This is a genomic window from Brevibacillus centrosporus (assembly GCF_046622605.1).
Classification (GTDB): domain Bacteria; phylum Bacillota; class Bacilli; order Brevibacillales; family Brevibacillaceae; genus Brevibacillus; species Brevibacillus centrosporus.
On sequence record NZ_CP176856.1, the window covers coordinates 2,351,512 to 2,376,003 of the forward strand.

Genomic DNA, 24,492 nt, shown 5'->3' on the forward strand with positions numbered 1-24,492 from the left:
CCGTGCAGGCTCGATTTCGATTGAAAATGTGCGGGAGTGCTTACTTGTGGGTTAGCATGTGCGTCCGATCTTTGCTAACGAGCCTTTGTTAAAGCATGATCGAACGAATCTAGTATCTCTAAGAAATGGGACGCTTCACGGAACACGTGGTCAGCCAATAAGGGAGGGATGATGCTTTTGATTCTGCATGCCTCGATTAATTCATGGGCGGTCTTCTTGAAATCGCGGAGCTGGCGAACAGAAACGCGGTTTTGATCCACAAACTGGTTGAGAAGTGGCTGGGTTTGGGATTGGGGTCGCATAGAATCGAGATCTATGGCTTGGAACAGCAGCTGGTCAAAGTCATGACTGAAATCCCGTGCCTGCTCCACCAGCTTTCTTTCCGAGGGGTCCAGAAGATGGTTAATAAACTTAGCATGATCGGCCATGATTCGCAGGAAGAACACGTTTTCATTAATAACGGCATCAGGCAAAGCGTCCAGCGTTCCTGTATTGAGCTGCTCCAGACGTTTCATGAAATAGTTCGCTTCCCTGCTTACATGATCGACAAGCAACGGAAAATTATTGCCCAGTATTTTGCAGTGAAGGATAAGGCCGAGTACCTTTCGTTTAAAGGCCCAAATATGGCATACTGCATGATGAACGATATTGTTAAATTCGTAGATCGTTTGTGGATCAGAATCAGCGGAGTAGGAATTGGAGCGGTTTTCAATATCCTCAAAGACCCTGTAAAACCGATCAGCCTCGTTTATCAATTGTGTATCGTCGCAATTAAATCCTAATTTCAGAAAGAGAGAATGCTCTTTCATGATTCGCGACCAGAAACGTATCTCTTCTAAAGACCTCACGACAAATTGGTCAGCCATACATACCTCCTATTGTATTTTATCCAAAGCTCATTTAAGAATTATTGGATGTTTATTTTGGATGACGCTTCTTCCACGCGGGATACTCTGTATTTCTATGTGTTTACCCATCTCGATGAATAGGCAATAACCTAATATTTTGGCATGAGGTAGCCCAATTTTATGTGGAGCATGAAAAAAGCTGCCCCTCAAAGAGATTTCACTCTTCAAAGGACAGCCTTCTTAGATCAGCTGCTGAAAAATCCGCTGTGACTGCTATGCTTTCTGCGGTAATGATGATGCCCATATGATTTATGTCCATGTGACCAAAATGGGCCGCGGCGCTTGTAATCACTGCTGCTGTAGTGCCGGTAGTGTCTCCCGCCCATGTTCCAGAGGAAGCTTGCCCCTTTTTTCAGTAGAACTACGACAATAACGGCAGCGATAATGAAAAGCACCAGGCCGATCCCCAATATGGTTAGAATGACTGTCATCCGCATCTTCTCCTTGGCGATGAATCTACCATGTAATACGGATGAGTGGGTGAGTGGTTTCAAAAACGATCAGCTCTCGACGTTCAGGTAATGCTCATAGCGCTTGTAGTCGATCTGCTTATCCTTCAAGTGCGAGATCAGAAATTTATGATCTCGTTTTGGCGTAGCGAGGATATAACCTTTGACAATCAGGTCGATGTTGATAGAAGAAGCTTTTTCCTCCAAAGCGAGCTGGCCGATTTTTCCTGCGATCGTGCGTCTAGCCACGTCCCGGAAAAGCTGAGGGACAGGATCGACTAGTTCGTTGAGCAGGGTGAGTCCGTCCTCTGTCCAAAGCGAGCGTGTCTGATCGATGTAATAGTCCTGCCAGTCTAGATCGGATTTGCCGTCTTTTTTCGGCATTGATTTTAAAAATTTGCGGAACATGAAATAGCCGCCGATCCCCATTAAACCCACGAGAAGAACGGACCAGCCGACGATAAACAGGGAAAACCCTGTAGACATTTGTGACATGCTTCGGCACCTCGTTAAGCGTACTTTTTACAGGAAAATGTTTGCTATATAGAAGTTTACCGTATTTTTGGCACGGCAACAAACTTTTTATGTAAAAGCCCATCCTGCCGGTTTGCTCTTCCCAAGAACACATACAATTTAGTATGATTAGAATTAATCTTTTTAGGGAGTTGACGCTCATGTTCAAGCTAGGACAACGCGTCGTCATTGTTGCCGACTCCTTTGAGCAAGGCTTGCCATTGGGCGAATACGGTTACTTGATCGCACGCGACCGGAATCCTGACAGTGCGTTTGCTTGGGTGGTTCGCATACCAAAAATAGATAAGCAGTACCCTGTTGTTGAAGAGGACATCGCCCTCGAGGCGAAGCTGCTTGAAGAAGAGGCAGAGAGGATCTCACGTGAAGCGCTGCTCGACTTTGCTCTGGCTACGCGCAACGAGGCCCTTTTCCGTCAGCTGGTGGGCTTGCAGGATGAAGAAGAGGCAAATGACGAACCTGTAAAGGAATCAGTAGAGGATTTTATTCGTAAAGTAAATATGAAGGCTTGGATTTAAAACCAGGGAGCGACAGCTTCTTGAAACAATTGCAGAGGAAATGAAAGCGAGGCCGTTACATGTCTGAATTTGTGTCGTTTACCAATGAGTTTGGTCAAACCATCGATATGTCCCGAGAGGACTACCAGAAAAAAGTGATCCCCCATAACTTGGACATGTACTGGGACAATAAAGAAAAGCTTCGCGATTTTGCGATGGAATTGGTGAAGGAGCAATTTCATGAGCAGGCAGCCGTTGCGGCCAACCGACTTTTGGAATTGTACGGTCCGATTGAGTCTGCGCTCATTTTTCGTGCAGTCGTCCATATGCAGGCGAGGGAGTTTGATCGGGCAAAAGCGATCTTGAGTGATTGCCTCGAGCGCTTCCCTTCGTCCGGCACAGCTTGTACGAACCTGGCAAAAATCTACGCCTATGAGGGCGATGAAGCCAAAGCGTTTGAAACGCTGAATACAGGTCTGCATAAAGACCCGAATCAGGAAAACGGCTTGAATATGTTCGTGGAAAGCTTCCTGCAATCGGGCCGAAAAGAAGAGCTGAGACAGCAGCTCGAGACGCTAGCTGGCAAAGAAGGCGCCTGGCGTCCACAGCTGCACCTGGCGAGATTGGCATTGACCGAAGAGAACCTTTTGAAAGCCATGCATTGGTATACGCTGGCCATTGAAGGTGCCAAGGATCGATTTGAAGTCGTAATGACTGTGACCGGTGAGCTCGGACAAGCTGGCTACGTCTATCAGCTGATCCAGATTTGCGAAAAGTTTTGGACTCCGGATTTCCCGTTCCCGTATGCTGGATTCAACTATGCCAATGCGCTCATTGCAACGGACCAGAAGGAAAAGGCTATCGCCATTCTCCGCACCATGCAGGAGCAGCTGGCAGACAACTACAAGCCGATGGTCGATCATTTCCTCTTGCGTGTACCTGGCGCCCAGGAAGTGGAAGCAGCGGCGGCAGCAAAAGTGGCACAAAGCCAACCTGCCGATGCAGGCACCAAAAAAAGCTGGTGGAAAATCTGGAAATAGCAAAAAGCAATAAGAGCGCCCGCGCCATGTGTCCGGGCGTTTTTTGTTTTCGGGATGTAGCAGTGTTAGGTGCAGGAGAAACGTTTGCCAATCGTACTGGAATAGGAAAAAAGCGGGCTGGTTCTCATCCCGGAAGAACCAGTCCCGCTGTTTGGTGTTGCCATCTATTTAAACTGGCTGGTGAGCCGCCTTTCCAGGTACGCGACGCCTTGGTACATCAAGGTTGCGACGACTGCAATGATGGCGAGGCTCATCATGACCAGGGTGAAATTAAAGACTTGGAAGCCGTAAATGATCAGGTATCCCAGCCCTTGCTGAGAAACAAGAAACTCTCCCACGATGACCCCTACCCAAGAGAGGCCGACGTTTACCTTCAGTGTAGCGAGGATCGTCGGGATGGTAGAGGGGAGGATAACCATCGAGAAAATTTGCCGCTTGCTCCCACCCAAGGTTTGCACGACTTTCACGTAATTGGGATTCACTTCTTTGAAGCTGGTGTAGATGTTGATGGTGGTAATGATCACAGAGATCGCGCAGCCCATGGCAATCACGGAGAACAGTCCCGGCCCGAAGCTGACGATAAAAACCGGTCCCAGCGCAACCTTTGGCATGCTATTGGCGATGACGAGGTAGGGCTCCAAAACACGGGAGAGGAAAGGCGACCACCAAATAACGGCTGCGATCACGGTCCCGAGCAGAGTGCCGAGCAGAAAGCCTACGATCGTCTCCCAGACCGTCATGCCGACGTGGGGGAGAAGACTGCCATCCGTGAGTCTCGACCAGAACTCTGTCACAACTTTGGATGGGTAGCTGAAAATGAGCGAGTTGATCGTATTCGTCCGTGCGAGCAGCTCCCATAATCCGATGAAAGCGATGAACAGCAGTAGTTGTGTAGAAAGAACCCAGGATCGTGAGCGGGCTTCTTGCTTCAGGAACTTTCGATGGGCGGATTCAATGTCCTTTTGCTGCATCAGAAACCACCTCCATCTCTTTCCAGACACGGTGGAACAGATCCTGGAATCCGTCTTGATTTCGTGCGTCAAACGGGATCGCATTGCGGATGTGCGCGGGTATATGGACTTCGCTGTTGATCCGGCCAGGATTGCGAGAGAGGATATAAACCCGGTCACCCATCGCGATAGATTCGGAGAGGTCGTGTGTGACGAGTACGGCTGTCTTTTTGTGCCTGCGAAGAGTTGTGAATATCAGGTCCTCGAGCTTGAGCTTGGTTTGATAATCCAGGGCAGAGAAGGGTTCATCCAGGAGCAGGACGTCTGGCTGACAGGCCAGCGTACGCACGAGAGCGACCCGCTGTCTCATCCCGCCAGACAGCTGCATCGGAGAGGATTTGCGCACATCGATCAGCTCCATCTCCTCGAGCAAATGGAGGGCGTATGCTTCGTTTTCTTTGGTCCGCAGCCCTTGAATATCCAGTCCGAGGAAGACATTGTCTTCGATGCTGCGCCAGTTGAAAAGGTAATCCTGCTGGAGCATGTAGCCGACCTGCCGGGAGGTGCCTGAAACCGGATTTCCGTCGATCAGGACCTTTCCTGCCGTAGGCCGCTCCAGTCCGGCCATGATGGAAAGCAATGTTGTCTTTCCACAGCCGCTCGGGCCAACCAAACAGATGAACTCGCCTTCCTCCACGCGCAGGTTGATATCCCTGACCGCCATGAATGCCCGGGTAGCGGATAGGTAGAGATGGGTCACGTGGCCGAGTTCTATTTTGGCCGGCGTTGAAGGAGTCTGGTTCATCCTCGCCTACTTCCCTTCTTTAGCAGCTTTGGCAAAGGTGGTGTTGACCAGTTTGGCGTAATCCGCGCGCTGCTTTAGTTCTCCTGCTTTGTCCATGATGTCCTGGAGCTGGTTCCACTCTGCTTCATCCAAGATGGGGTCTGTGGCGTAGGAGCCTTGATCCAGATAGCGTTTGACGGCGCTCTCCAGAATATCGGGCTGGATGGTGTCAAAGTATTTAGCGATCACGGCAGCCGTTTCCTGAGGCGTGTGGCTGGCAACCCATTGTTGCCCTTTGTAGACGGCATTGGTAAACTTTTGGATAGTAGCCGAATTGCTGTCGATATAGCTTTGCTTCGTCATGAAGACCGTGTAGGGCACCGTCCCGCTTTCTTTTCCGAACGAAGCGACGACGTGGCCGATCCCTTCTTGTTCAAAACGGGAGGCTTCTGGCTCAAACAACTGTACATACTCGCCAGTGCCGGAAGCGAAAGAGGCAGCTATATTTTTGAATTCAATGTTTTGGATGAGCTCAAGGTCGCTCTGTGGATTGATATTGTGCTGCTTGAGCACGTACTCGCCAACCATTTGCGGCATGCCGCCTTTGCGTTGACCCAGGAAGACTTTCCCTTTCAACTGGTCAAAGGAGAAATTGTCCACTTTGTTGCGAGCGACGAGGAAAGTGCCGTCTGTCTGTGTGAGCTGGGCAAAATTCACAACAGGATCCGCAGCGCCCTGCTGGGCTACGTAGATGCTGGTTTCAGATCCCACGAGTGCGACTTCGATTCCGCCAGAGAGAAGTGCAGACATGACTTTGTCTCCGCCAGGAATCGTAGACAGCTCGACGTCGAGTCCTTCCTCTTTGAAAAATCCTTTTTCGATGGCGACGTACTGAGGCGCGTAAAAGAGCGAACGCGTCACTTCGCCGATCCGTATTTTTTCCGGGGCACTCGAGCATCCGGCCAGTAGAGCCATGACGGCCAGGCCGGCGGCAAGACCCATAGAGATGAGTCGTTTCATTATCAGGAGTCCCTCCTTGCTAGGCTGTTGTTTGATGTAGCGTATGCGCCCATGGAAAAAAGGGTGAATGCCCATAGAGACTGACAGGCACGCCCAAGAGGCAGGAGTGGAAGTAGAGCCAAAAAGGAGATGCACAGGACGTGATCGTAACATTTTTGGGAACAGGTTCGGGCGCACCTACCACACGCCGCAATGTCAGCGGTATTGGGCTTCGTTTTTTGCAAGCGGGCAAGTGGTGGCTGTTCGACTGCGGAGAAGGGACCCAGCATCAGCTCCTCCGATCCCCTATGAAAATCAGTCAGCTGGATAAAATTTTTATTACGCATTTGCACGGAGATCATTTGTACGGTTTGATCGGGCTGTTGGCGAGCCGGTCGCTGCGAAATGGCGAAGCCGCCCCTTTGGAGCTATACGGTCCGCCGGGACTGGATCGTTATTTTCGTGCGGTGATGGACACAAGTCCGGTTCACCTGCAATACCCGCTGGAGCTCAAGATCGTGAGGGATGGCGTGGTTTACGAGGATGAGGAGGTCATCGTCACGTGCCGTTTGGCCAAGCATCGCGTTCCTTCATTTGCGTATGCCATCCAGGAAAAGGACAAACCGGGCGCGTTCCAGGTCGAGCGAGCCAAAGAGGCAGGTGTGCCATTTGGGCCGTTGTATGGTGCTCTGAAGCGAGGGGAGGAAGTGACGCTTGCGGATGGCACTATTTTGGCTGGCAAGGATTTTGTAGGAGAGCCGCAGCCAGGGCGAAAGATTGTGTTTAGCGGTGATACCGAGCCTTGTACAGCGGTACGGGAGCTGGCAGAAGGCTCGGATTTGCTGGTGCACGAGGCGACGTATGCACAGCGGGACAAGGAGCTGGCAGTACGCAGCGGCCATTCGACGGCGCAGGAAGCTGCTGAGCTCGCGAGGCAAGCTTCTGTGAACCAGCTTTGTCTGACCCACTTCAGTCCGCGCTATGAGGATGAGGAGGGCGATTTCACCATGGAGGATCTCTTGGCAGAAGCACAAGCCATCCATCCGAGTACTGTATTGGCTGCGGACTTCATGGATGTACCGGTCAAACGGGTGCGAAAAACGATGGGAGAATCGGCAGATCCTTGTTATAATGAGTGATCAATTGCGTACGAAAAGAGGGAGAGCATGAAACGGATCGTCTTTGCGACACCCGAAGAGTTGATTCAGCATTGTGAAAACGAACAAGTTAGTCTCGTCGTGGAGTACCGGGATGAAGCGGGCAAACAGCGTCAGGTTGTCTTGGCTGGGGAGCGGCTGCCCGAAGCGAAAACGTACATCGAATCTCCAAAGGCGGAGGCGTACTACCGAAAAGACGGCGTGTTCTATGAAGTAGTGGCCAGCTGGAAGCCGTAAGACAAACGATAGAGAGAGCCGAATTGGCAAAAGCAGGAGAGGATAGGTGAGTGGCAGTGGCGGGTTTACGGATCAGCAGGCCGATTACCATGCGCTATGTCATGTTTATTTTGGGTCTGTTTATCGGGGCCTTTGGATTTGTCTTGACGATTAAGGCAAATATGGGTGTTGCCCCCTGGGATACCTTTCACATTGGGCTGCAGAGGACGTTCGGGCTTACCATCGGCATTTGGTCGCAAATTGTGGGAGTCATCGTCATTTTATCCTCGTATGTAGTGGCTAAAATCAGACCGAACTTTGCCATGTTTTTAAATATGATTTGCTTCGGGAGTTTTCTGGACGGGATCCTGTGGATGGATATCGTTCCCGAGCCTCAGGCTTTTGTCACGAGGCTGCTGATGTTTTTGCTGGGCGTCATCGTAATGGCGATCGGGATAGGGATGTATATCTCTCCACGGCTGGGAGCGGGTCCACGGGATAGCTTCATGCTTGCCATGAACGAGCGGATGGGGTGGAGCATTCAAAAAGTCAGACTGATTATCGAAGTCACTGTACTCATCGCAGGTGCCGCACTGGGTGGTCCAGTATCAATCGGAACCGTACTGATCGCATTGCTCACAGGCCCGATGATCCAGCGCACCATTCCGTTTTGGGAAATGGTCATGAAAAAGCAGTACAATTTGCCAGAGCCTGTCAAACGCCAAGCAAGCTAGAGAAATCGAGGTTCGAAAAACGTTTTTGAGAAATGTCGTCAAAAATGGGCCATGGTCCAATCAACGCTAGCCTCTCGCACATACCCTATGATTAGTTGCCGATGAAGGAGGGAAAGCGAATGAGCGGATTCAACGGATTTGGCTTCGACGACTTTGCTTTGGTATTGGTGTTATTCGTACTGCTGACGATCGTTGCGTGTGCCTGCGATTAAGTTCGCGTGATCTGATTCTTGGATAGCAAGAGGGAGAGCTGAGAGGCTCTCCCTTTTGCTTTTTCGGGAAAGTCCTACTCGACATCGGCCTCTTTTTGAATGTGATATTTGGCTAGGCGACGGACAAGCATCGAGTGGGTAATACCAAGGGAACGAGCAGCTTTCCTGGTAGATTTGTGCTGGCGATAGCCCAATTCGGATCGAACAGCTCGTCCACCCCTACACAAGGCTACGCCTGCTTTCGGCGCAGCCAAGCTCGCTCGTTTATCCCAAGGCGTCGTGTACCTGTTTTTTTACGCTGGAAATCTGTTTGTCACTCAGCTGGATTCCTACGGCTTTGCTGACTTTCTTGATCAACTTTTTCAGCTTTTCGTCGTCCTTCAAGTCTTTTTTCGAGTAATCTTTCGCGAGTGCTTTGATGTCGCTCATCTTCCATTTTTTCTTGCTCTTTTTGTTGATCTTTTTCAGGATATCGTTTGGTTTTCCTTTGAGCTTGCTGACTTTGATTTTCTTTTTGGCCATCGCGTCATCGCTCCTCTCCAGGATAGAACAATTTCGTCCTATGCAGTTATATGGGAAAAGCGGATAGTCTGCTTGGACAGATGGACTAGACAAATCGCCTATTTTAGCAAGCCTGTGTGTATGCCCAAACCCACCCACCACAAGCGATCATAGGATGTTGTCAGGGCATGCATGACAGGAGGCTAGAAGTGTGAAAATTATCAGCTTTCACCGGAAGACGCCATTCCGTGATATTTTGGAAGACCTACAGGCACACGTCACCGAGCAGAAGGAAAGGCAGGTTTGGCGCTGCTTTGATGATTTGTCCTGCCTGTGCGTGACAGAGCAGATCTACCAGAGGCACAAAGCGCATTTTAGCCGCTATCCCGCCACAGTCGAGGAAGATGTGATCGTAAGCGTCCATTCCGAGGAGGAAATTCCGTGGGGCGTCCGCTATGTCGGAGCAGAGCGGCTATGGCGGAGAGGAAAAGGAACGGGGGTCAAAATTGCCGTCATCGATACGGGAATCTCCCGGGATCATTTTGAATTGAAGGATCAGATCAAGGGCGGAATCAACTTCGTGACGGGAAGGCAAAACGGTCATGGAACGCACGTGGCAGGCATTATCGTGGCGGAAATGAATCAGCGTGGTATCGTCGGTGTATCGCCAGAAGCTCATCTGTATGATGTGCGCGCTTTTGGCGAGGACGGAAAATCATCGTTGGGGACGATCCTGCGGGCGATCAACTGGTCCATTGAAAACAAAATGGACATCATCAATATGAGCTTTGGCATGCCGCAATACAGTGAAGCCTTGGCCAGGGCAGTCGAGCGGGCAAACAAGCAGGGCATCATCATGGTGGCTTCGGCAGGCAACAACGGGGGTGAAGTGGAGTATCCGGCGAGGTACAAAGGTGTCGTCGGCGTAAGTGCAATTGATCAAAACGGAAAGCTGGCCGATTTTAGCTCGCGTGGCAAAGGAGCAAACACGAAGGCACCTGGTGTAGACATCTTATCGACGTGGCCGGGAAATCAATTCAAAACGTTGAACGGGACTTCCATGGCGGCACCCCACGTTACTGGCCTCAAAGCACTCGAGCTTTCGCGTTCGAAAAGGCGAAAGCAACAGGCGTAAGCAAAAGAGCTGTGTACATATTGCACAGCATTTCCCAAAAAACAAGCATGAAAAAGCCCTGGGATGATCTCCCGGGGCTTTGCTGTTAGGTGCTTTCACGACATTATTGATGGACTTTGGTGTCATGATCTTGCTGGACACGGAACCATATATTAAGATCATTAATGACACTGGCTAATTCGTGAATTTCGCTGTTCAGCTCGCAGGATCGAATGAAGTTTTCTTCTTCGGACATCTGTTTTGTCTTTTCGATGATGACCGTTTCGATCCGGATAATTTGGTCGGGAATCGTAGCGCGGATTTCCTCCCACTCCAACAAAATGTCGGCTCGCTCTTCTGTCGAGTACGACTCCCACTCCATATCCAAAGCGGGGAGTCGAATACCAAGTCGTTCGTCTAGGATAAAATGATTGCGCAAAGATTCGTTCACTCCTCTCCAAGACCATCATACCAAATTTGGCTCGGAACGGGGAGAAAAAAGCTCACGAAAGGGTGGATGTCCATGCATGAGTTGCGCGTGCTGATTGATGCAGATGCCTGTCCACGCCAAGCCTTGGCGATCGCGCAGGGCCTGTGCAGGGAGTTTGGCTGGAACTGTTTTACATACGCGAGCTTCAACCACCAGCTGCGTGGAGAAAACCATATCACCGTTGATGCGGGACCACAAGCGGTGGACATGAAGCTGGCAAATGATACACGAGCAGGAGATATTGTCGTCACACAGGACATAGGGCTGGCAGCCTTGATTCTGGGAAAGAAGGCTGCATCGCTGACCCCGCACGGAACGATCTTTGATCCGGAACGCATCGCGTTTCACTTGGAGGAACGAAATGAAAAAGCCCGTTTTCGCCGCGGAGGTGGCCGGACAAGGGGACCTGCGGCTCGCACTCGTGAAGACGACCAGAAATTTGAAGAGGCGCTGCGTTTCTTAATGAAAAAAAGGGAGGGGGAATCGGATTGATCCAGTCGAAGAGAGGGGCAGGGCTAATCGCCATTGCGGTCGTTTTTGCAGCCATTTCCGCAGCGATGATTGGTCTGTTCCTGACAGGAAGAGTAAGGGGAATGGACGATGCAGGCTTTGCTGCAGCAGCCTTTGTGCGCACAGAGGAATGGACTTCTTTTTTTCACGTTTTCACTTATTTGGGAAGTGCAGTAGTACTCGCTCCTTTAGGGGTCACTTTTATCGTATTCCTCTTTGTAAAAAGATGGAAGGCGGAAGCCATAGTCCTACTGCTGGTGCTCGGGGGCGGCGAGCTTCTGAACGAAATCATGAAGGCCATTTTTGCCAGACCGCGCCCGACGGACTTTCACTTAATTCCACTGCCTGAGTCTTTTTCGTTTCCGAGTGGGCATGCCATGATTGCTCCCGCCTTTTACTGCATGCTCGCTTTCTTCATCAGTCGCTGGCAAGAGAAAAAGGGCTGGGCTGTTTTCGTACAGCCGCTGATGCTTGCGCTGGTTATCCTGTTGTCCGTAAGCCGGGTATATTTGGGCGTGCATTTTCTAAGTGACGTCGTGACGGGCTTTTGTCTGGCCATGTGTGGCTATTGCTTTGTTCGCTACGGCTATGAGCGGCATCTGGAGAGAAAACGCGACACCGTACAGCCTGTTATACCGACGAGGTAGGGCTACGTGGAATATCCCAATTCTTTCATCAAACCCAGCCATTTCTCTACGCTGGGTTTGTTCTTTTTTTCGCGCGGTAGGACGATGTAAGCGGAGCGCTTCGGCGGTTTGTTGCCGCTGATTTCAATTTCAATCAGCTCGCCAGCTGCCAAATCTGCCTTTACGGCCGAACGCGTCATCAGACTCACTCCCAAGCCTTCCTTGATCAGATCAATGGCCAATTCCGCTTTGTCCACCGTCAGCTTCGGTACGTAATTCCTAGGGAGTGTCTGACGAATCCATTCGTTAAAAGGTGGGCCCCAGCTCATGTGGATGAGCGGTAGTCGGCGCAGCTCGCGGGAATCGATTTTCGGCGCCGTGATGTAGGTACAGCCGGGGCGGCTGACGAGGACGACTTCATCCTCCCAGGTGGGGATTACCTCAAAGTTCGGCAGAGATGGCGGCACGTATACAATCCCGATCTGAATCACGTTGTCGAGTAAATACTGAATGACATCCGAGGAGTGTCCCGTTTTTGTACTGATGGCAATTTGCGGGTACCGGTAGTGATATTCTTTGAGGATCGGCTCTAGAGTCGAGGTCCAGATTGCGTTCAGACTGCCGATCGATAAATAGTCCTCATAAGGCTGCAGGGAGGCGACCTCATTGAGTGCCTCATGGGAAAGCTTCAAGATTCGTTCAGCATACGGAAGCAGTGTCAGTCCGGCCTGTGTGATTTCCACACTTCGTTTATCCCGAATAAAGAGGGGTTTTCCTACTTTTTCTTCCAGTTGCTTGATGCGCATGGTCACGGTAGACTGAACAAGATGGAGCATTTCTGCAGCTTTTGTAAAGTTCTTTGTCTGTGCTAGCGTGTAAAATGCGCGTAATTGTTCAAAGTCCATAAAGTAAAACCCTCTTATCTAAATATTTGATTACCATATACAAAATTGTTCGTTTCTCAAATTATACCCTGTTCTTTAAGCTGAGAATATCCCTATTTCAAGCATTCTAAAGGGAAGAACGAGGGGTATTTCGATGAAGCGGGAAATCTGGAGGGAAACACCGTTTGGCGTAAAGCTGCTGTTGTCCACCTCTTTCATGATGAACCTAGGTTTTTACGCATTAATCCCGTATCTTACATTGTATTTGACTGGCAGTATCGGTTGGGCGTTGGCGATGGCCGGATTGGTCTTGAGTGTAAGGCAATTTGCCCAGCAAGGTTTGGCTTTTATTGGCGGAGTTGCAGCTGATGCATTTGGATATAAAGGAACCATGGTCCTTGGGATGGCCGTGCGTGCTATCGGGTTTGCCATGTTCGCGTTTTGTACGGAGACATGGCAGTTTTTTGTGGCGGCGATCTTGTCCGGCTTGGGTGGAGCCTTGTTCGATCCGGCAGGGTCTGCTGCTTTTGCCGTACTGACACCGGAAGCCATCCGTAAAGAAGTATTTGCTTTTCGCAATGTTTTGACCAATATTGGCGTCGTAGGGTCACAAATCATCGGCACTGCCCTGTCTGCTGTCGATTTCACGTATTTGTCTCTCTTTGCAGGAGCTGTCTTTGGAATCTGTGCCTTGGTGTCGTTTTTCCTCTTGCCTCCAATTGCTGCTACAAGTACGCGTCACAGTATATGGGAGAGCATGGTTCACGTTTTGAAGGATCGGCAGTTTGTCCGTTTCACGGTTATTCTCATGGGGTATTACTATTTAAGTAATCAAATTTTCTTGACAATTCCGTTGTTAGTGGAAAATGTAACGCACAACAAAGGGGACGTAGGGATTGTCTTATCAGCTGTCTCGGTGTCAGTCATCCTACTGCAGATGAAGGTCAGTCAGTGGATGGAGGGTTTTTCTCAGCGATTGACGCTGATCGGTGTTGGCACGCTGATCATGGGAACGGGACTGTTCATGCTGACGTTTGCGAGCTCGCTGTGGATGCTACTGCTCGATGTGTTCCTCTATGCGCTCGGAACCATGATCGCGGTACCCAATCTGGTGGATGTCGTTCCGCGTTTTGCCCCGCGAGACCTGGTGGGAGCTTATTACGGCTTTAACGGGTATTCGATCGCTGTCGGCGGCTCTGTAGGGCAGATTGCCGGAGGGTGGGTCTATGACCAGTCTATCCAGCTAGAAGCGACGTGGCTGCCGTGGACAATCTGTCTTTTGGTTGGGGTTCTGGTGGCGTGGATGCTGTATCAAATGGAACATAGCACAGGAAAAATTGGCAAAGATTACGCGAAAATCGCTCGGTCATAAGAAGGCAGGCAGTATTCACATCTGTCACAAAAAAATTTGGGCTCTTTTTGAAACATTTTCCATTAGTGGTACGTATATAACGATAGAGATGATTGGAGCTAGAAAGTGAGGGAATGTTTCATGGAAGATATGAAGAAGCTGAAACGCATGCTGCTGGTCACGAGTTCCCTAGGATTTGCTGTCTTTGCAATGGTAGTCGTTACCGAAATCGTACGCATTTCCTTGTAGTTTAAAAACAAACATACGTGTCATAAAGAACGAAAAGCTTGCATGCCCGGTTGAGAGGGCTGCAAGCTTTTCTTTTTCCACGGGAAAACCTATGCTGCGTTCTTTTGCAAAGGTTCGAGCTTCTTTTTGAAGTGCAGCTGGTACACGATAATCGCGACGACCATGAAAGGAACACCGCAATAAAGAGCGATTCGCTGCTCAGGATCAAACGCCAGGCTGACGAGTACGGTCAGGTTTAGAATCAGCGATAGGAGCGGAACGATCGGATACAGCGGAGTGCGGAATTTCAGATCCTCGAGCTTGCCGCCGTTTTTCAGGTAATGACGTCGAAAAGCGAGCTGCGAGGCAGAGATCGAGATCCAGCCTACCTGAGCACCGAGTCCGGCAATGGACAACAGCACCATGAATACGGTATCCTCTGCAAAAAATCCGGACAAGAGAGACAAAAGCGCGATGACGAATGTAATGAGCAGGGCGTTCATCGGGATGCCTTTTTTGTTGACAGCTGCAAGCTTTTCGGACGCCATCCCTTCTTTTGACAAAGCGAAAAGCATGCGAGTCGCTGCGTACAAGCCGGAGTTGGCAACGGACAAGAGGGCAGTCAGGACGACGAAGTTCATAATATCCGCTGCATACGGAATCCCGATGCTGTCAAAGACGACGACAAAGGGGCTCTCCACAACTCCTGCTTGCTCGTGAGGAATCATTCCTGCCAAGATAAAGATCGCAAGGACAAAGAAAACCAGCGTGCGCCATACAGTGTTGCGAATGGACTTCGGAATCGTTTTTTCGGGCTCTTTGCTTTCACCGGCAGCGATCCCGATCAGCTCTGTTCCTTGAAACGAGAAGTTCACGGTAATCATCGTCATCAACAAGCCTGTAATTCCGTGCGGGAGCAAAGAGCTTGTGGCAAAGTTGGAAAACATCGGTGCAGGCTGACCATTTTTCAAGTCAATCAGGCCGAACATCGCCGCGCCACCCAAAATGATGAATAGAATGATGGCGCTTACTTTAATGCTGGAAAACCAAAACTCCGTTTCGCCAAAAGCACGGGCAGATAAAGCGTTAAGCAGGAACAACACACCGCCAAAGAGGGCGCACCACATCCAGACAGGGGAGTCTGGAAACCAGCGCTGCATCAGAAGACCGGATGACAAAAGCTCCAAAGCAACTGTAACAGCCCAGCCTAACCAGTAAAGCCAGCCGACGCCAAAGCCGAGAGAGGGACTCACAAAGCGGGTCATATACGTCTGAAAGGATCCGGAAACCGGCATGGCAACGGTAAGCTCACCGAGGCAGAGCATGGTCAGGTACATAATAAAACCACCGACCAAGAAGGAGAGAATCGTCCCAACCGGTCCAGCTTGGCTAAGCGTATATCCTGAACCGAGGAACAGGCCAGTACCAATGACACCGCCCAAGGAAATCATGAATAGATGCCGGCTGTTCATACTGCGTTTGAGTTCGTGCTGTTGATCGTTGTGTGTGGTCATGTAGTCGACTCCTTCGTGCAAAATATAGGCTAGATGAATGCGTTTTCAGGATTCAGATATGTTTTGCAAGAATGATACCAAATAAAATAAGCAGAAAATTCATGGTTTCGTCAATCTTATAACGAAGGAGTGCAATAAAAATTTGCAGTTTTGTGCAAAATAAATAAAAAATACGCCAAGAATTTTGGCGTATTTACAATCGCGATGCTGTATTAACCTCTGATTCCCAGTTTGCGCAGGCGGTACTGAAGGCTCTGTCGGCTGATTTGCAATTCTTTGGCAGCCCGTGAAATATTGCCGTTGTACTTATCGACGACGTGGTGAATATAGGAGGTTTCAAATTCCAGCATCGTTTCCTTTAGCGGCTTTCCTTCGTCTGGAAAGGGGAGAAACGGCTGTTTTTCATGCTCGGCAATGATGGCAGCAGCAGGTGTGCGGCGCAGAAAGTGCAGGGGCAGGTGCTCATACCCAATGATGGTCTCATCGATCATCAAATTCATGGCACCTTCTATTAAATGCTGCAGCTCACGCACATTCCCGGGCCAATCATGCTCGTTGAAAAATTTAATAACCTCGTCGCTCAGACCACGCACTTCCATCTGAAACAGCTGGTTGTACTTCTCCACGAAATGATTGGCTAACAGGGGGATATCTTCTTTTCGATCCCGAAGCGGAGGAATGAACAAGGTGACGACGCCAAGTCGATAGTACAAGTCTTTTCGCAGATGTGAATGCGCAATGGCCTCCACGGGATCCTCATTGATGGCTGCGATGATGCGCACATCGATGGAGCGGTCTTTGGTGTCTCCAATCCTGCGAATGGACTTCTCCTGCAGGGCACGTAACAATTTTGCCTGCAGAGGCATACTAAGCGAGTTGATTTCATCGAGAAAAAGTGTTCCTTTTTCAGCTTGCTCAAACAGCCCTGGGCGCTCGATGGCTCCGGTAAAAGCACCACGTGCCGTTCCAAACAAAAGGCCCTCGATCAGGCTGTCAGGAAGAGCCGCACAGTTTTGAGAAATAAGGGGCCCGGAAGCGCGCAAACTAGCGTTGTGAATACTTTGTACAAACAGCTCTTTGCCAGCTCCCGTTTCGCCAACGACCAAAACGGAGGAAGAGGTACGGGCGGCCCGTTTGGCGCTTTCGATGACATCGAGGATCGCCCCGCTGCTCCCGATGATTTGATCAAAGGTATAGCGAGACCCGTTTTTCTCGAGCAAATTTTCACGAATCAGCCGTTCCATTTTGGTGATGTCGTCCGCTATTTCCATCGCACCTACGATTTTTCCGTTTTCTATGATGGGATACGTATTATTGATCGTTGTGATCTCTTTTTGTTTGTCATTGAAATACGTCTGGCGTGTATTTCGAATGCTTTTTCCTGTATGAAGGCAGGTGAGCAGCGTGCTTTCCTGACCGTCCGGAAAAGCAAAGACCTCAGACAATGGCTTGTGCAGCACATCCTGAATCGTCATGGATTCAAGCTCTGTCATCTTCTGATTGTAGACGATCGTGGTCCCATTCGCGTCAATGACATGGACACCTTCATTCATTCTGTCCAATATTTGTTCGTAAATGCGTAAAAAAGTGTCGAGTGAAGAATGTTGCAGGGGAGACGACACAATTGTTCACCAGCCTTTCCTCGTGAAAGTATCATATCACAGGAAGAGAAGAGTGCAAAATGATTATGCAGGTGCCGAAAAAGTTAAAACAATATGCAAAGGAATTTTGCATTTAGGGTTCGATTTTTTGCAGCTTACACGGAAAATTCTGTTGGCATCATTTTTGCAAGTATTGGTGGTATGTGAAAATAAGGAGGTCGTCAACATGGAACAAACAAAAAAAGTCATTGACCAAACAGAAAAATACGGTGCACACAACTATCATCCACTGCCAATCGTGATTTCCAAAGCAGAGGGCGTATGGGTAGAGGATCCAGAAGGCAACAAGTACATGGATATGCTGAGCGCTTATTCCGCTCTGAACCAAGGACACCGTCATCCACGTATCATTCAAGCTCTGAAGGATCAGGCAGACAAAGTAACCCTGACTTCCCGTGCATTTTACAATGACCAGCTGGGTGAATTCTACGAAAGATTGTCGAAGGTAACTGGCAAGGACATGATTCTGCCGATGAATACAGGTGCTGAAGCTGTGGAAACCGCACTCAAGGCTGTTCGCCGCTGGGCATACGATGTGAAGAAAGTACCTGAAAACCAAGCGGAGATCATCGTTTGTGAAGGCAACTTCCACGGCCGTACGGTTACCATTACTTCTTTCTCTTCCGCGGATGAGTACAAACGCGGATTTGGACCATTCACACCAGGCTTCAAAATCATTCCTTACGGCGACATCGAGGCACTGAAACAGGCAATCACGCCAAACACAGCTGCTTTCATGCTCGAACCAATCCAAGGGGAAGCGGGCATTATCATTCCACCAGAAGGCTTCCTGAAGCAAGCGTATGACATTTGTAAAGAAAACAACGTTCTCTTGGTCAGCGACGAAATCCAAACAGGCTTCGGTCGTACCGGAAAGCTGTTTGCGAGCGATTGGGACGGCGTAAAGCCAGATATGTACATCATGGGGAAAGCACTTGGCGGCGGCGTGTTCCCAATCTCGGCAGTAGCGGCTGACAAAGAAATCCTGTCTGTTTTTGAACCAGGCTCCCATGGCTCTACCTTTGGTGGGAACCCACTCGGTTGTGCAGTTGCTGTAGCGGCAATGGACGTACTGCAGGATGAAGGCCTCGTACAGCGCTCTTTGGAAATGGGGGAGTACTTCCTGGCGAAGCTGGGGGAAATCAACAACCCATTGATTGCAGAAATCCGTGGACGCGGGTTGTTCATCGGACTGGAACTGAAAACAGCTGCTCGCCCTTACTGCGAGAAGCTGAAAGAATTGGGCTTGCTTTGCAAGGAAACGCATGAAACGACCATCCGTTTTGCGCCACCGCTCGTCATTTCCAAGGAAGATTTGGATTGGGCAATCGCGCAAATCAAGCAAGTCCTGCATGTAACGGAAACAGCAAACGCATAAGATTCCTTCGACAAAAGGCTATTCTCTTTGGAGGATAGTCTTTTGTCATGGAAAAAGAAAAACATGCCTCGATTTCGAGAATAATTTTTCGACATTTTTCGACTGGTTGTGGATAAAGTTGGAAAGAAAATCCACATGGGTACTTCAAGGATTTGGAAAGTTGCGCACATCTTACTCACACCTTTTCCACAACTTTTCCACATGGCGTGTGGATATCGGAACGGTTGTTCGATTCGAAAGCATTTGATACAATGGGCTCATAAACAAGGTGGAGGTGAGCAAAGGTGAAATACTTGAGTGACCAAATGTTGATAGAAGTATATCATCGAGCTGTCGACCTTCAACTAGATTCAGCATTTATTGAGTTGCTCCGTTCTGAATTGGATCATCGAGAAATTCGGATTGCGCAAGTAAGTGCGTAAACAGCGGGCTAGTATAAGATTGGCAAAGCCATCCCCTATTAGGAGGATGGCTTTTTCTGTGTCTGTGCATCATGGGGATTTTCAAACAATGAATTCCATGGCATAAATGCGATCGATCGGTGCTTCCTTGGCGAGCAGAGTCTCTGGCAAATAGAAATAGACAGGACCGTTTTCGCGTATCGGCTTGCCGTCTTTTGCGAACTGCAGGATGGCACGTTTCGCATCAGCGAGAGTCAGCTCATACGGCTCGAGACCTTCGCGGTGCAGGCGAACGCGCGTGGCTTCAGCTGAGGGCTCAGCATTGTTGATGAAGGGCGCCAGAAGAATGCCGTAATCGCCCTCGAGGACTTTCCGTTCCTCCGCGAGAGTTTTCTTGCGTTCGGATGGGGGCTGTGCCCCTTCCGCGAGCTCCTTGTCCCATTGGGAACCAGTTCCTTGCAAATATTTCGCCTGCCTGTGATCAGCACCTTCTTGCTCTCCTACGTACTCACGCAGGTCAAACTTGCGATCATCAAACACCCAGACAGTAGGGTCTAATGTAATAGGGTAGGAAACTGCCCCTTTAATCACGATAACATCTGACATGAAGCATTCCTCCGTAATCTATCAATCTCATCTTACATTTTACTGCAAGTTCACAGAGGTCGGCAAACGAATGCAATATAGCGAAAATTTCAGAAATTATTCCAAAATTTATTGACACTCAATTCAGAGTTTATATAATTGTAATAAAATAATAGATTACTTATATGAAAGGAGTGTAAAAATCCGTCCGGTGTTGTCATTCGTTATATCCCATTGTGAGAGGAGATTTCCCCCGATGAATCCGAGTTCTGTCTCTTCATTGCTAGAATCCGTGCGTCAAGAAGTGATAATTTGGCGTCGTTACTTGCACAGGAACCCAGAATTGTCCTTTCAAGAGGAAAAGACGGCCAGCTTCGTCTATGAGCAGCTTCAATCCTTTGGAAATCTGGAGCTCACACGACCGACGAAGACCAGTGTCATGGCGAGGCTGATCGGGGCTAGACCAGGCAAGGTCATCGGATTGCGTGCCGACATGGATGCACTGGCGATCACGGAAGAAAATGATTTCGAGTTTGCCTCTTCAGTGCCAGGGGTGATGCATGCTTGCGGCCATGACGGACATACGGCGATGCTCTTGGGAGCTGCCAAGGTGCTTTCCCAGCTGAGGGCTCATCTCGCAGGAGAAGTACGCTTTCTTTTTCAGCATGCGGAAGAAATGCATCCAGGTGGGGCGAGGGAAATGGTGCAGGCCAACGTGACCGAGGGCGTCGATCTGATGCTGGGAATCCATCTGATGTCCCATCTTTCTGTCGGCAAAATCGGGCTTACCTACGGAGCGGTCACGGCCAATTCGGACCGTTTTGACATCACCATCCAAGGTAAGGGCGGACATGCCTCCACACCGAATTCCTCTGTTGACCCGGTGGCCATCGGAGCGCAGGTCATTGCGAATTTGCAGCAGATCGTTTCCAGAAACGCGGACCCACTGGAGAATCTGGTCATCTCCGTAACGAATTTTCATGGGGGCACAGGAGCCTACAATGTCATCCCGGATCGGGCAACGCTGAGCGGTTCTGTACGCAGCTTTGCCCCAGAGGTGAGAGAGCTGGCTGTCAAAGGGATGGAGCGGATCATCAAAGGGATCACACTCGCGCATGGAGCGACTTACAGCTTTGACTATCGCTACGGATACGGCTCCGTCATCAATGATGAAGAGGTTACCCGATCGGTTGAGGAACTGATCGTGGAGGAGTGGGGAGAAGATGTGCTACTGCAGCATCCTCCGATGATGGGTGGAGAGGATTTCTCAGCCTTTTCAGACGTGGTGCCAAGCTGTTTCATCCTCGTGGGTGCCGGAAATGAAGAAAAGGGCATCGTCTATCCGCATCACCATCCGCGTTTTACGATCGATGAAGACGCGCTGCAGGACGGGGTAAGGCTGTTTGTTCGATACATCTGCAAGACTTTGGCAGGGACACCAGGATCGTAAGGACATGTGAAATGGAGGCGGAGGAATATGGCAAATGGCGCAGCAGGACTGAATACGGAGCTGCAAAATCAAAAAGGAATCTTAAAATGGATCGAAACGGTTGGGAACAAGCTTCCCCATCCGTTTATGCTCTTCATCATTCTTTGCGGAGTATTGATGGTCGTCTCGGCGATTCTCTCGGCGATGAATCTATCTGTCATTCATCCCGGAAAGGGAGAAGCGGTCGCGGTCAAAAACCTGCTCAGTGTCGAGGGCATACACTGGATTTTGACCAGCATGCTCAAAAACTTCGTCGAGTTTCCCGCGCTCGGCCTCGTCTTGGCGATGACGCTCGGGATCGGTCTGGCGGAAAAAGTAGGGCTCTTGACAACGGTCCTTCGCAAAATGATGTCACACGTACCCACTGCGATCGTCAGTTACGCGGTTGTCTTTGTAGGAGTTTTGGGAAACCTCGCATCTGATGCAGCTATGGTGATCATTCCTCCGCTTGGCGGGCTCGTCTTCCTCGCCATGGGTCGCCATCCGATTGCCGGGTTTGCCGCCGGGATGGCGGGAGTATCGTCCGGTTTTACAGCAAACTTGTTTATCGCAGGTACGGATGCTCTCTTGTCCGGAATCAGTACCTCCGTCGCTCAAACCATTGATGCGAATGCCCATGTCACACCTGTTGACAACTGGTTTTTCATGTCATCCTCGGTTTTCATTCTCGCTTTTATCGGTGGATGGATTACGGACAAGGTGATCGAGCCGCGCCTAGGCACTTTCAAGGGTGATACCAGCGTGCAGTTTGATGAGCTGACACCTCAGGAAAACAAGGCGCTGCGCGTGACCGGGCTCGTCGCCTTGCTATTTATTGCTGTTCTCGCTGTACTGGTCGTCCCAGAAGGAGCACTGCTTCGCGACCCGAAAACAGGCGACTTTCTGACCTCGCCTTTCCTGAAAGGCATCATTCCGATCATTCTCTTGTTCTTCGTGACTATTTCGTTTGTTTACGGGAAGGTAATGGGACTGATCAAAACCTCAAAAGACATGCCGCATTACATGTCCGAGGCGATCAAGGACATGTCCGGCTTTATCGTGTTGGCTTTTACGGCAGCACAGTTCATCGCCTTTTTCAACTGGAGCAATATCGGCATCCTGATGGCTGTGAACGGTGCTGAGTTTATGAAGAGCATCGGATTGACCGGCCTTCCCATCGTGATCGGCTTCACGCTGTTCACCGGGATATGCAGCTTGTTCATTACGAGTGGTTCGGCCCTGTGGGCGATTCTCGCCCCGGTATTTATGCCGATGCTGATGCTGCTGGACTACAGCCCTGCTTTTATTCAGGTCGCTTATCGGATCGCCGATTCTGCGACGAATACGATCTCACCAGTAAATCCATACCTCCCGCTCATTTTGGCATTCTATCAAAAGTACAACAAGAATGCGGGGATGGGAACGATTTTCGCCACGATGACGCCGTACGCGCTCGTCTTCCTGGTGATCTGGATCATTCAGATGGCAATCTGGTATTTTCTCGACCTGCCAGTCGGGCCGGGTGTATATCCGCGTTAGGAAGCGATTAGAGTCGTGCCTTTTGGTGCGGCTCTATTTTCATCTGTGCCCTTCCCTTTGGTCAGCCTCCGTGGAAGTAGGAATGCGGGGAGTTTGACAGGGATAAAATTCCTCTTTACAATTTGGTATATTAGCGAAAAGAAATTTGTCAAGAGGGGATAGCGGATGAACATCGAGCATGCAACAAAGCAGCTGGAGCAAATGCGCCAAGAAGCCTACGCCTATACGGACAAAGGGAAGGTGGCCTCCTATATACCTGAGCTGGCAAAAGAGGATCCTTGCCAGATTGGCGTTAGCGTCTGCCTGCCAGATGGGACCATTCTCTCTGCTGGGGAAGCAGATAAGCCGTTTACGCTTCAAAGCATATCAAAGATCTTTTCCCTGATTGTGGCGCTCTGCCAAAATGGTCAGTCATATGTGTTTGAGCGGGTGGGGAAAGAACCGACAGGGGATCCGTTCAACTCGATCATCAAATTAGAGACAATCAAGCCACATAGGCCGTTAAACCCGATGATTAATGCAGGGGCGATCGCGGTGGCGGGGATGATTCGAGGAAAAGATGTGGAAGAGCGGTTACAAAGCGTGCTGGAGCTTTTGCGCAAGATGACCGGGAATCCACAAATTGGCATAAATGAAGCCGTCTATTGCTCTGAAAAGAAAACGGCAGACCGAAATCGCGCACTCGCCTGGTTTTTAAAAGACAGCGGAGTGCTGACCGGTGACGTGGAGGAGACGCTGGATCTTTATTTTCGCCATTGCTCGATTGAGGTCACAGCCAAGGAAGTAGCGAGACTGGGCATGGTACTCGCAGCGGATGGCATGGATATCATGACCAAAGAGAGAGTGTTTCCCGCAGAAGTAGCGCGGATTTGCAAGACGTTCATGGTTACATGCGGCATGTACAACGCCTCTGGAGAGTTTGCTATCGACGTCGGCATTCCGGCAAAAAGTGGCGTGGCAGGTGGCATTTTAGCCACAGTTCCAAATAAGATGGGCATAGGGGTATTTGGCCCAGCCTTGGATGAAAAAGGAAACTCAGTAGCGGGAGTCAAGCTGCTGGAGCTTCTATCAAAGGAATGGAAACTTGGTATCTTTTAGATACTTGCAGTTGATGTACCTTCTCCCCTTTTCAAATGGCCCAGAATCGCGTACTATGGATGATAAGGATGGAGGCAAACGGAGGGATAGGTTTTGACAGAAATTAAGGTTCCCGATCTGGAACAAAAAGCGCTAGCGTTGCTTCAAGCAGACGCGGACAAAATTTACAAGCTGATCGACGTACAGATGGAAAACCTGACCATGCCGCAGTGCCCGCTGTATGAAGAGGTTTTGGATACGCAAATGTTCGGGCTTTCCCGCGAAGTAGAATATGCGGTTCGCCTTGGACTTATTGAAGATGAGGTTGGGCGCGAAATCATGGGTTCCCTGGAACGAAAATTGGCCCATCTGCATGAATTGTATAACCAAAGGTAAGGCGAGGAGAACGGCGATATTCCTCGCTTTTCATTTTGCTTGGGACCACTATGCAGCCTCCTGAAAAAAGAGGTTGCATATTTTTTGTGCGTACATTAAATTAAAAGATATGATTTTTAATAATAGGTAAATGTGTAGAAAGAGAGTAGTAAGCAGACTAACAACTTGTCAGGGAGAAGCTGTCTAAGACTGGGAGCAGCTTTGAGGTTGTCCTGTTGAATTCACTCTGGAGCATTTGGGTCATTCCGTTACCAATGTAAGAGCGAGACCGTCAGCGAGAGCAGCTGATGTC

At 49.7% G+C, this 24,492-nt stretch carries 29 protein-coding genes; 16 read left to right on the forward strand and 13 right to left on the reverse strand.

Annotated features, from left to right (window positions below):
• Positions 1–74 precede the first annotated feature (74 nt).
• The 3 genes from ACLIN2_RS12040 to ACLIN2_RS12050 form a co-directional block, all read right to left on the reverse strand.
• Complete coding sequence (locus ACLIN2_RS12040; RefSeq protein WP_411504149.1) at positions 75–866, reverse strand: DUF2935 domain-containing protein; 792 nt, start codon at positions 864–866, stop codon at positions 75–77.
• A gap of 227 nt (positions 867–1,093) precedes the next feature.
• Positions 1,094–1,339, reverse strand: a complete 246-nt coding sequence (locus ACLIN2_RS12045) for a hypothetical protein (RefSeq protein WP_092268029.1) — start codon at positions 1,337–1,339, stop codon at positions 1,094–1,096.
• A 69-nt stretch (positions 1,340–1,408) separates the two neighbouring features.
• The gene (locus tag ACLIN2_RS12050) at positions 1,409–1,852 is read right to left on the reverse strand and encodes a DUF2621 domain-containing protein (protein ID WP_092268030.1); all 444 of its coding nucleotides are present in this window, start codon (positions 1,850–1,852) and stop codon (positions 1,409–1,411) included.
• A 179-nt stretch (positions 1,853–2,031) separates the two neighbouring features.
• On the opposite strand from ACLIN2_RS12050, the gene ACLIN2_RS12055 reads away from it, so the two are divergent.
• Together ACLIN2_RS12055 and ACLIN2_RS12060 are read left to right on the forward strand one after the other, a co-directional pair.
• Positions 2,032–2,406, forward strand: a complete 375-nt coding sequence (locus ACLIN2_RS12055; RefSeq protein WP_092268031.1) for an ATPase — start codon at positions 2,032–2,034, stop codon at positions 2,404–2,406.
• A 59-nt stretch (positions 2,407–2,465) separates the two neighbouring features.
• The gene (locus ACLIN2_RS12060) at positions 2,466–3,425 is read left to right on the forward strand and encodes a tetratricopeptide repeat protein (protein ID WP_411504150.1); all 960 of its coding nucleotides are present in this window, start codon (positions 2,466–2,468) and stop codon (positions 3,423–3,425) included.
• Positions 3,426–3,589: 164 nt separating this feature from the next.
• Here ACLIN2_RS12060 and ACLIN2_RS12065 read toward each other — a convergent pair whose 3' ends face one another.
• From ACLIN2_RS12065 to ACLIN2_RS12075, 3 genes are read right to left on the reverse strand one after another with little or no spacing between them, the layout of a single operon-like run.
• A complete protein-coding gene (locus ACLIN2_RS12065) occupies positions 3,590–4,396 on the reverse strand; it encodes an ABC transporter permease (protein ID WP_301170639.1) in 807 nt (268 codons plus the stop codon).
• Positions 4,377–5,180 carry an ABC transporter ATP-binding protein gene (locus ACLIN2_RS12070; protein WP_301170640.1) on the reverse strand — a complete coding sequence of 268 codons (804 nt, stop codon included), beginning with the start codon at positions 5,178–5,180 and terminating at the stop codon, positions 4,377–4,379. Before ACLIN2_RS12070 ends, ACLIN2_RS12065 begins: the two co-directional genes overlap by 20 nt.
• A 6-nt stretch (positions 5,181–5,186) precedes the next feature.
• Complete coding sequence (locus ACLIN2_RS12075) at positions 5,187–6,179, reverse strand: ABC transporter substrate-binding protein (RefSeq protein WP_301170641.1); 993 nt, start codon at positions 6,177–6,179, stop codon at positions 5,187–5,189.
• Positions 6,180–6,319: 140 nt separating this feature from the next.
• Between ACLIN2_RS12075 and rnz the strand changes: the two genes are divergently transcribed.
• The 4 genes from rnz to ACLIN2_RS12095 all read left to right on the forward strand — a co-directional run bounded on the left by rnz (position 6,320) and on the right by ACLIN2_RS12095 (position 8,477).
• Positions 6,320–7,297 (forward strand): ribonuclease Z, encoded by a 978-nt coding sequence (rnz, locus tag ACLIN2_RS12080; RefSeq protein ID WP_411504151.1) that lies wholly within the window; start codon positions 6,320–6,322, stop codon positions 7,295–7,297.
• Between the two features lie 27 nt (positions 7,298–7,324).
• Entirely contained in the window at positions 7,325–7,552 is a 228-nt protein-coding gene (locus ACLIN2_RS12085; protein ID WP_092268037.1) for a hypothetical protein, read from the forward strand.
• 89 nt (positions 7,553–7,641) lie between these two features.
• A complete protein-coding gene (locus tag ACLIN2_RS12090; RefSeq protein ID WP_411504540.1) occupies positions 7,642–8,265 on the forward strand; it encodes a YczE/YyaS/YitT family protein in 624 nt (207 codons plus the stop codon).
• Positions 8,266–8,384: 119 nt separating this feature from the next.
• Entirely contained in the window at positions 8,385–8,477 is a 93-nt protein-coding gene (locus ACLIN2_RS12095; RefSeq protein ID WP_236707873.1) for a sporulation protein YjcZ, read from the forward strand.
• A gap of 74 nt (positions 8,478–8,551) precedes the next feature.
• On the opposite strand, the gene ACLIN2_RS12100 is transcribed toward ACLIN2_RS12095, so the two are convergent.
• Together ACLIN2_RS12100 and ACLIN2_RS12105 are read right to left on the reverse strand one after the other, a co-directional pair.
• Complete coding sequence (locus ACLIN2_RS12100) at positions 8,552–8,731, reverse strand: hypothetical protein (protein WP_411504152.1); 180 nt, start codon at positions 8,729–8,731, stop codon at positions 8,552–8,554.
• Between the two features lie 10 nt (positions 8,732–8,741).
• Positions 8,742–8,999, reverse strand: coding sequence for a stage VI sporulation protein F (locus tag ACLIN2_RS12105; RefSeq protein WP_092268039.1), 258 nt, complete (start codon positions 8,997–8,999; stop codon positions 8,742–8,744).
• Positions 9,000–9,189: 190 nt separating this feature from the next.
• Here ACLIN2_RS12105 and ACLIN2_RS12110 point away from each other — a divergent pair, with 190 nt between their 5' ends.
• A complete protein-coding gene (locus ACLIN2_RS12110; RefSeq protein ID WP_411504153.1) occupies positions 9,190–10,113 on the forward strand; it encodes a S8 family peptidase in 924 nt (307 codons plus the stop codon).
• 103 nt (positions 10,114–10,216) lie between these two features.
• Here the strand turns inward: ACLIN2_RS12110 and ACLIN2_RS12115 are convergent, their stop codons facing one another.
• Positions 10,217–10,474, reverse strand: coding sequence for a hypothetical protein (locus ACLIN2_RS12115; protein ID WP_373863265.1), 258 nt, complete (start codon positions 10,472–10,474; stop codon positions 10,217–10,219).
• A gap of 141 nt (positions 10,475–10,615) precedes the next feature.
• Here ACLIN2_RS12115 and ACLIN2_RS12120 point away from each other — a divergent pair, with 141 nt between their 5' ends.
• Both ACLIN2_RS12120 and ACLIN2_RS12125 read left to right on the forward strand, forming a co-directional pair.
• Positions 10,616–11,074, forward strand: a complete 459-nt coding sequence (locus ACLIN2_RS12120) for a DUF188 domain-containing protein (protein WP_092268042.1) — start codon at positions 10,616–10,618, stop codon at positions 11,072–11,074.
• Positions 11,071–11,739, forward strand: coding sequence for a phosphatase PAP2 family protein (locus ACLIN2_RS12125; protein WP_411504154.1), 669 nt, complete (start codon positions 11,071–11,073; stop codon positions 11,737–11,739). The genes ACLIN2_RS12120 and ACLIN2_RS12125 overlap by 4 nt, the downstream gene beginning before the upstream one ends.
• 2 nt (positions 11,740–11,741) lie before the next feature.
• Here the strand turns inward: ACLIN2_RS12125 and ACLIN2_RS12130 are convergent, their stop codons facing one another.
• Positions 11,742–12,623, reverse strand: a complete 882-nt coding sequence (locus ACLIN2_RS12130) for a LysR family transcriptional regulator (protein WP_092268044.1) — start codon at positions 12,621–12,623, stop codon at positions 11,742–11,744.
• A 133-nt stretch (positions 12,624–12,756) separates the two neighbouring features.
• On the opposite strand from ACLIN2_RS12130, the gene ACLIN2_RS12135 reads away from it, so the two are divergent.
• Positions 12,757–13,974 carry an MDR family MFS transporter gene (locus ACLIN2_RS12135; RefSeq protein WP_183192846.1) on the forward strand — a complete coding sequence of 406 codons (1,218 nt, stop codon included), beginning with the start codon at positions 12,757–12,759 and terminating at the stop codon, positions 13,972–13,974.
• A 317-nt stretch (positions 13,975–14,291) separates the two neighbouring features.
• On the opposite strand, the gene ACLIN2_RS12140 is transcribed toward ACLIN2_RS12135, so the two are convergent.
• The gene (locus ACLIN2_RS12140; protein ID WP_411504155.1) at positions 14,292–15,695 is read right to left on the reverse strand and encodes an amino acid permease; all 1,404 of its coding nucleotides are present in this window, start codon (positions 15,693–15,695) and stop codon (positions 14,292–14,294) included.
• Between the two features lie 212 nt (positions 15,696–15,907).
• Positions 15,908–17,317 carry a sigma-54 interaction domain-containing protein gene (locus ACLIN2_RS12145; protein WP_411504156.1) on the reverse strand — a complete coding sequence of 470 codons (1,410 nt, stop codon included), beginning with the start codon at positions 17,315–17,317 and terminating at the stop codon, positions 15,908–15,910.
• A gap of 205 nt (positions 17,318–17,522) precedes the next feature.
• On the opposite strand from ACLIN2_RS12145, the gene ACLIN2_RS12150 reads away from it, so the two are divergent.
• Positions 17,523–18,734 carry an ornithine--oxo-acid transaminase gene (locus ACLIN2_RS12150; protein WP_411504157.1) on the forward strand — a complete coding sequence of 404 codons (1,212 nt, stop codon included), beginning with the start codon at positions 17,523–17,525 and terminating at the stop codon, positions 18,732–18,734.
• Between the two features lie 284 nt (positions 18,735–19,018).
• Positions 19,019–19,156, forward strand: a complete 138-nt coding sequence (locus ACLIN2_RS12155) for a sporulation histidine kinase inhibitor Sda (protein ID WP_092268048.1) — start codon at positions 19,019–19,021, stop codon at positions 19,154–19,156.
• Positions 19,157–19,237: 81 nt separating this feature from the next.
• On the opposite strand, the gene ACLIN2_RS12160 is transcribed toward ACLIN2_RS12155, so the two are convergent.
• A complete protein-coding gene (locus tag ACLIN2_RS12160) occupies positions 19,238–19,741 on the reverse strand; it encodes a hypothetical protein (protein ID WP_411504158.1) in 504 nt (167 codons plus the stop codon).
• Positions 19,742–19,976: 235 nt separating this feature from the next.
• Between ACLIN2_RS12160 and ACLIN2_RS12165 the strand changes: the two genes are divergently transcribed.
• From ACLIN2_RS12165 to ACLIN2_RS12180, 4 genes are all read left to right on the forward strand, one after another.
• Positions 19,977–21,170, forward strand: coding sequence for an amidohydrolase (locus tag ACLIN2_RS12165; protein ID WP_411504159.1), 1,194 nt, complete (start codon positions 19,977–19,979; stop codon positions 21,168–21,170).
• Between the two features lie 27 nt (positions 21,171–21,197).
• On the forward strand, positions 21,198–22,727 hold the full coding sequence (locus ACLIN2_RS12170; RefSeq protein ID WP_092268051.1) for an AbgT family transporter: 1,530 nt from the start codon (positions 21,198–21,200) through the stop codon (positions 22,725–22,727).
• Positions 22,728–22,892: 165 nt separating this feature from the next.
• Positions 22,893–23,825: a glutaminase A gene (gene glsA / locus ACLIN2_RS12175; protein ID WP_122960505.1), complete on the forward strand. Its 933-nt coding sequence runs from the start codon at positions 22,893–22,895 to the stop codon at positions 23,823–23,825.
• 93 nt (positions 23,826–23,918) lie between these two features.
• On the forward strand, positions 23,919–24,200 hold the full coding sequence (locus ACLIN2_RS12180; RefSeq protein WP_092268053.1) for a YlaN family protein: 282 nt from the start codon (positions 23,919–23,921) through the stop codon (positions 24,198–24,200).
• Positions 24,201–24,492: the final 292 nt, after the last annotated feature.

Coding starts and splice junctions, on each gene's coding strand:
- ACLIN2_RS12040 (WP_411504149.1), bottom strand. CDS start 866: ATGGCTGACCAATTTGTCGTGAGGTCTTTAGAAGAGATACGTTTCTGG.
- ACLIN2_RS12045 (WP_092268029.1), bottom strand. CDS start 1,339: ATGACAGTCATTCTAACCATATTGGGGATCGGCCTGGTGCTTTTCATT.
- ACLIN2_RS12050 (WP_092268030.1), bottom strand. CDS start 1,852: ATGTCACAAATGTCTACAGGGTTTTCCCTGTTTATCGTCGGCTGGTCC.
- ACLIN2_RS12055 (WP_092268031.1), top strand. CDS start 2,032: ATGTTCAAGCTAGGACAACGCGTCGTCATTGTTGCCGACTCCTTTGAG.
- ACLIN2_RS12060 (WP_411504150.1), top strand. CDS start 2,466: ATGTCTGAATTTGTGTCGTTTACCAATGAGTTTGGTCAAACCATCGAT.
- ACLIN2_RS12065 (WP_301170639.1), bottom strand. CDS start 4,396: ATGCAGCAAAAGGACATTGAATCCGCCCATCGAAAGTTCCTGAAGCAA.
- ACLIN2_RS12070 (WP_301170640.1), bottom strand. CDS start 5,180: ATGAACCAGACTCCTTCAACGCCGGCCAAAATAGAACTCGGCCACGTG.
- ACLIN2_RS12075 (WP_301170641.1), bottom strand. CDS start 6,179: ATGAAACGACTCATCTCTATGGGTCTTGCCGCCGGCCTGGCCGTCATG.
- ACLIN2_RS12085 (WP_092268037.1), top strand. CDS start 7,325: ATGAAACGGATCGTCTTTGCGACACCCGAAGAGTTGATTCAGCATTGT.
- ACLIN2_RS12090 (WP_411504540.1), top strand. CDS start 7,642: ATGCGCTATGTCATGTTTATTTTGGGTCTGTTTATCGGGGCCTTTGGA.
- ACLIN2_RS12095 (WP_236707873.1), top strand. CDS start 8,385: ATGAGCGGATTCAACGGATTTGGCTTCGACGACTTTGCTTTGGTATTG.
- ACLIN2_RS12105 (WP_092268039.1), bottom strand. CDS start 8,999: ATGGCCAAAAAGAAAATCAAAGTCAGCAAGCTCAAAGGAAAACCAAAC.
- ACLIN2_RS12115 (WP_373863265.1), bottom strand. CDS start 10,474: ATGGAGTGGGAGTCGTACTCGACAGAAGAGCGAGCCGACATTTTGTTG.
- ACLIN2_RS12120 (WP_092268042.1), top strand. CDS start 10,616: ATGCATGAGTTGCGCGTGCTGATTGATGCAGATGCCTGTCCACGCCAA.
- ACLIN2_RS12130 (WP_092268044.1), bottom strand. CDS start 12,623: ATGGACTTTGAACAATTACGCGCATTTTACACGCTAGCACAGACAAAG.
- ACLIN2_RS12135 (WP_183192846.1), top strand. CDS start 12,757: ATGAAGCGGGAAATCTGGAGGGAAACACCGTTTGGCGTAAAGCTGCTG.
- ACLIN2_RS12140 (WP_411504155.1), bottom strand. CDS start 15,695: ATGACCACACACAACGATCAACAGCACGAACTCAAACGCAGTATGAAC.
- ACLIN2_RS12150 (WP_411504157.1), top strand. CDS start 17,523: ATGGAACAAACAAAAAAAGTCATTGACCAAACAGAAAAATACGGTGCA.
- ACLIN2_RS12160 (WP_411504158.1), bottom strand. CDS start 19,741: ATGTCAGATGTTATCGTGATTAAAGGGGCAGTTTCCTACCCTATTACA.
- ACLIN2_RS12165 (WP_411504159.1), top strand. CDS start 19,977: ATGAATCCGAGTTCTGTCTCTTCATTGCTAGAATCCGTGCGTCAAGAA.
- ACLIN2_RS12170 (WP_092268051.1), top strand. CDS start 21,198: ATGGCAAATGGCGCAGCAGGACTGAATACGGAGCTGCAAAATCAAAAA.
- glsA (WP_122960505.1), top strand. CDS start 22,893: ATGAACATCGAGCATGCAACAAAGCAGCTGGAGCAAATGCGCCAAGAA.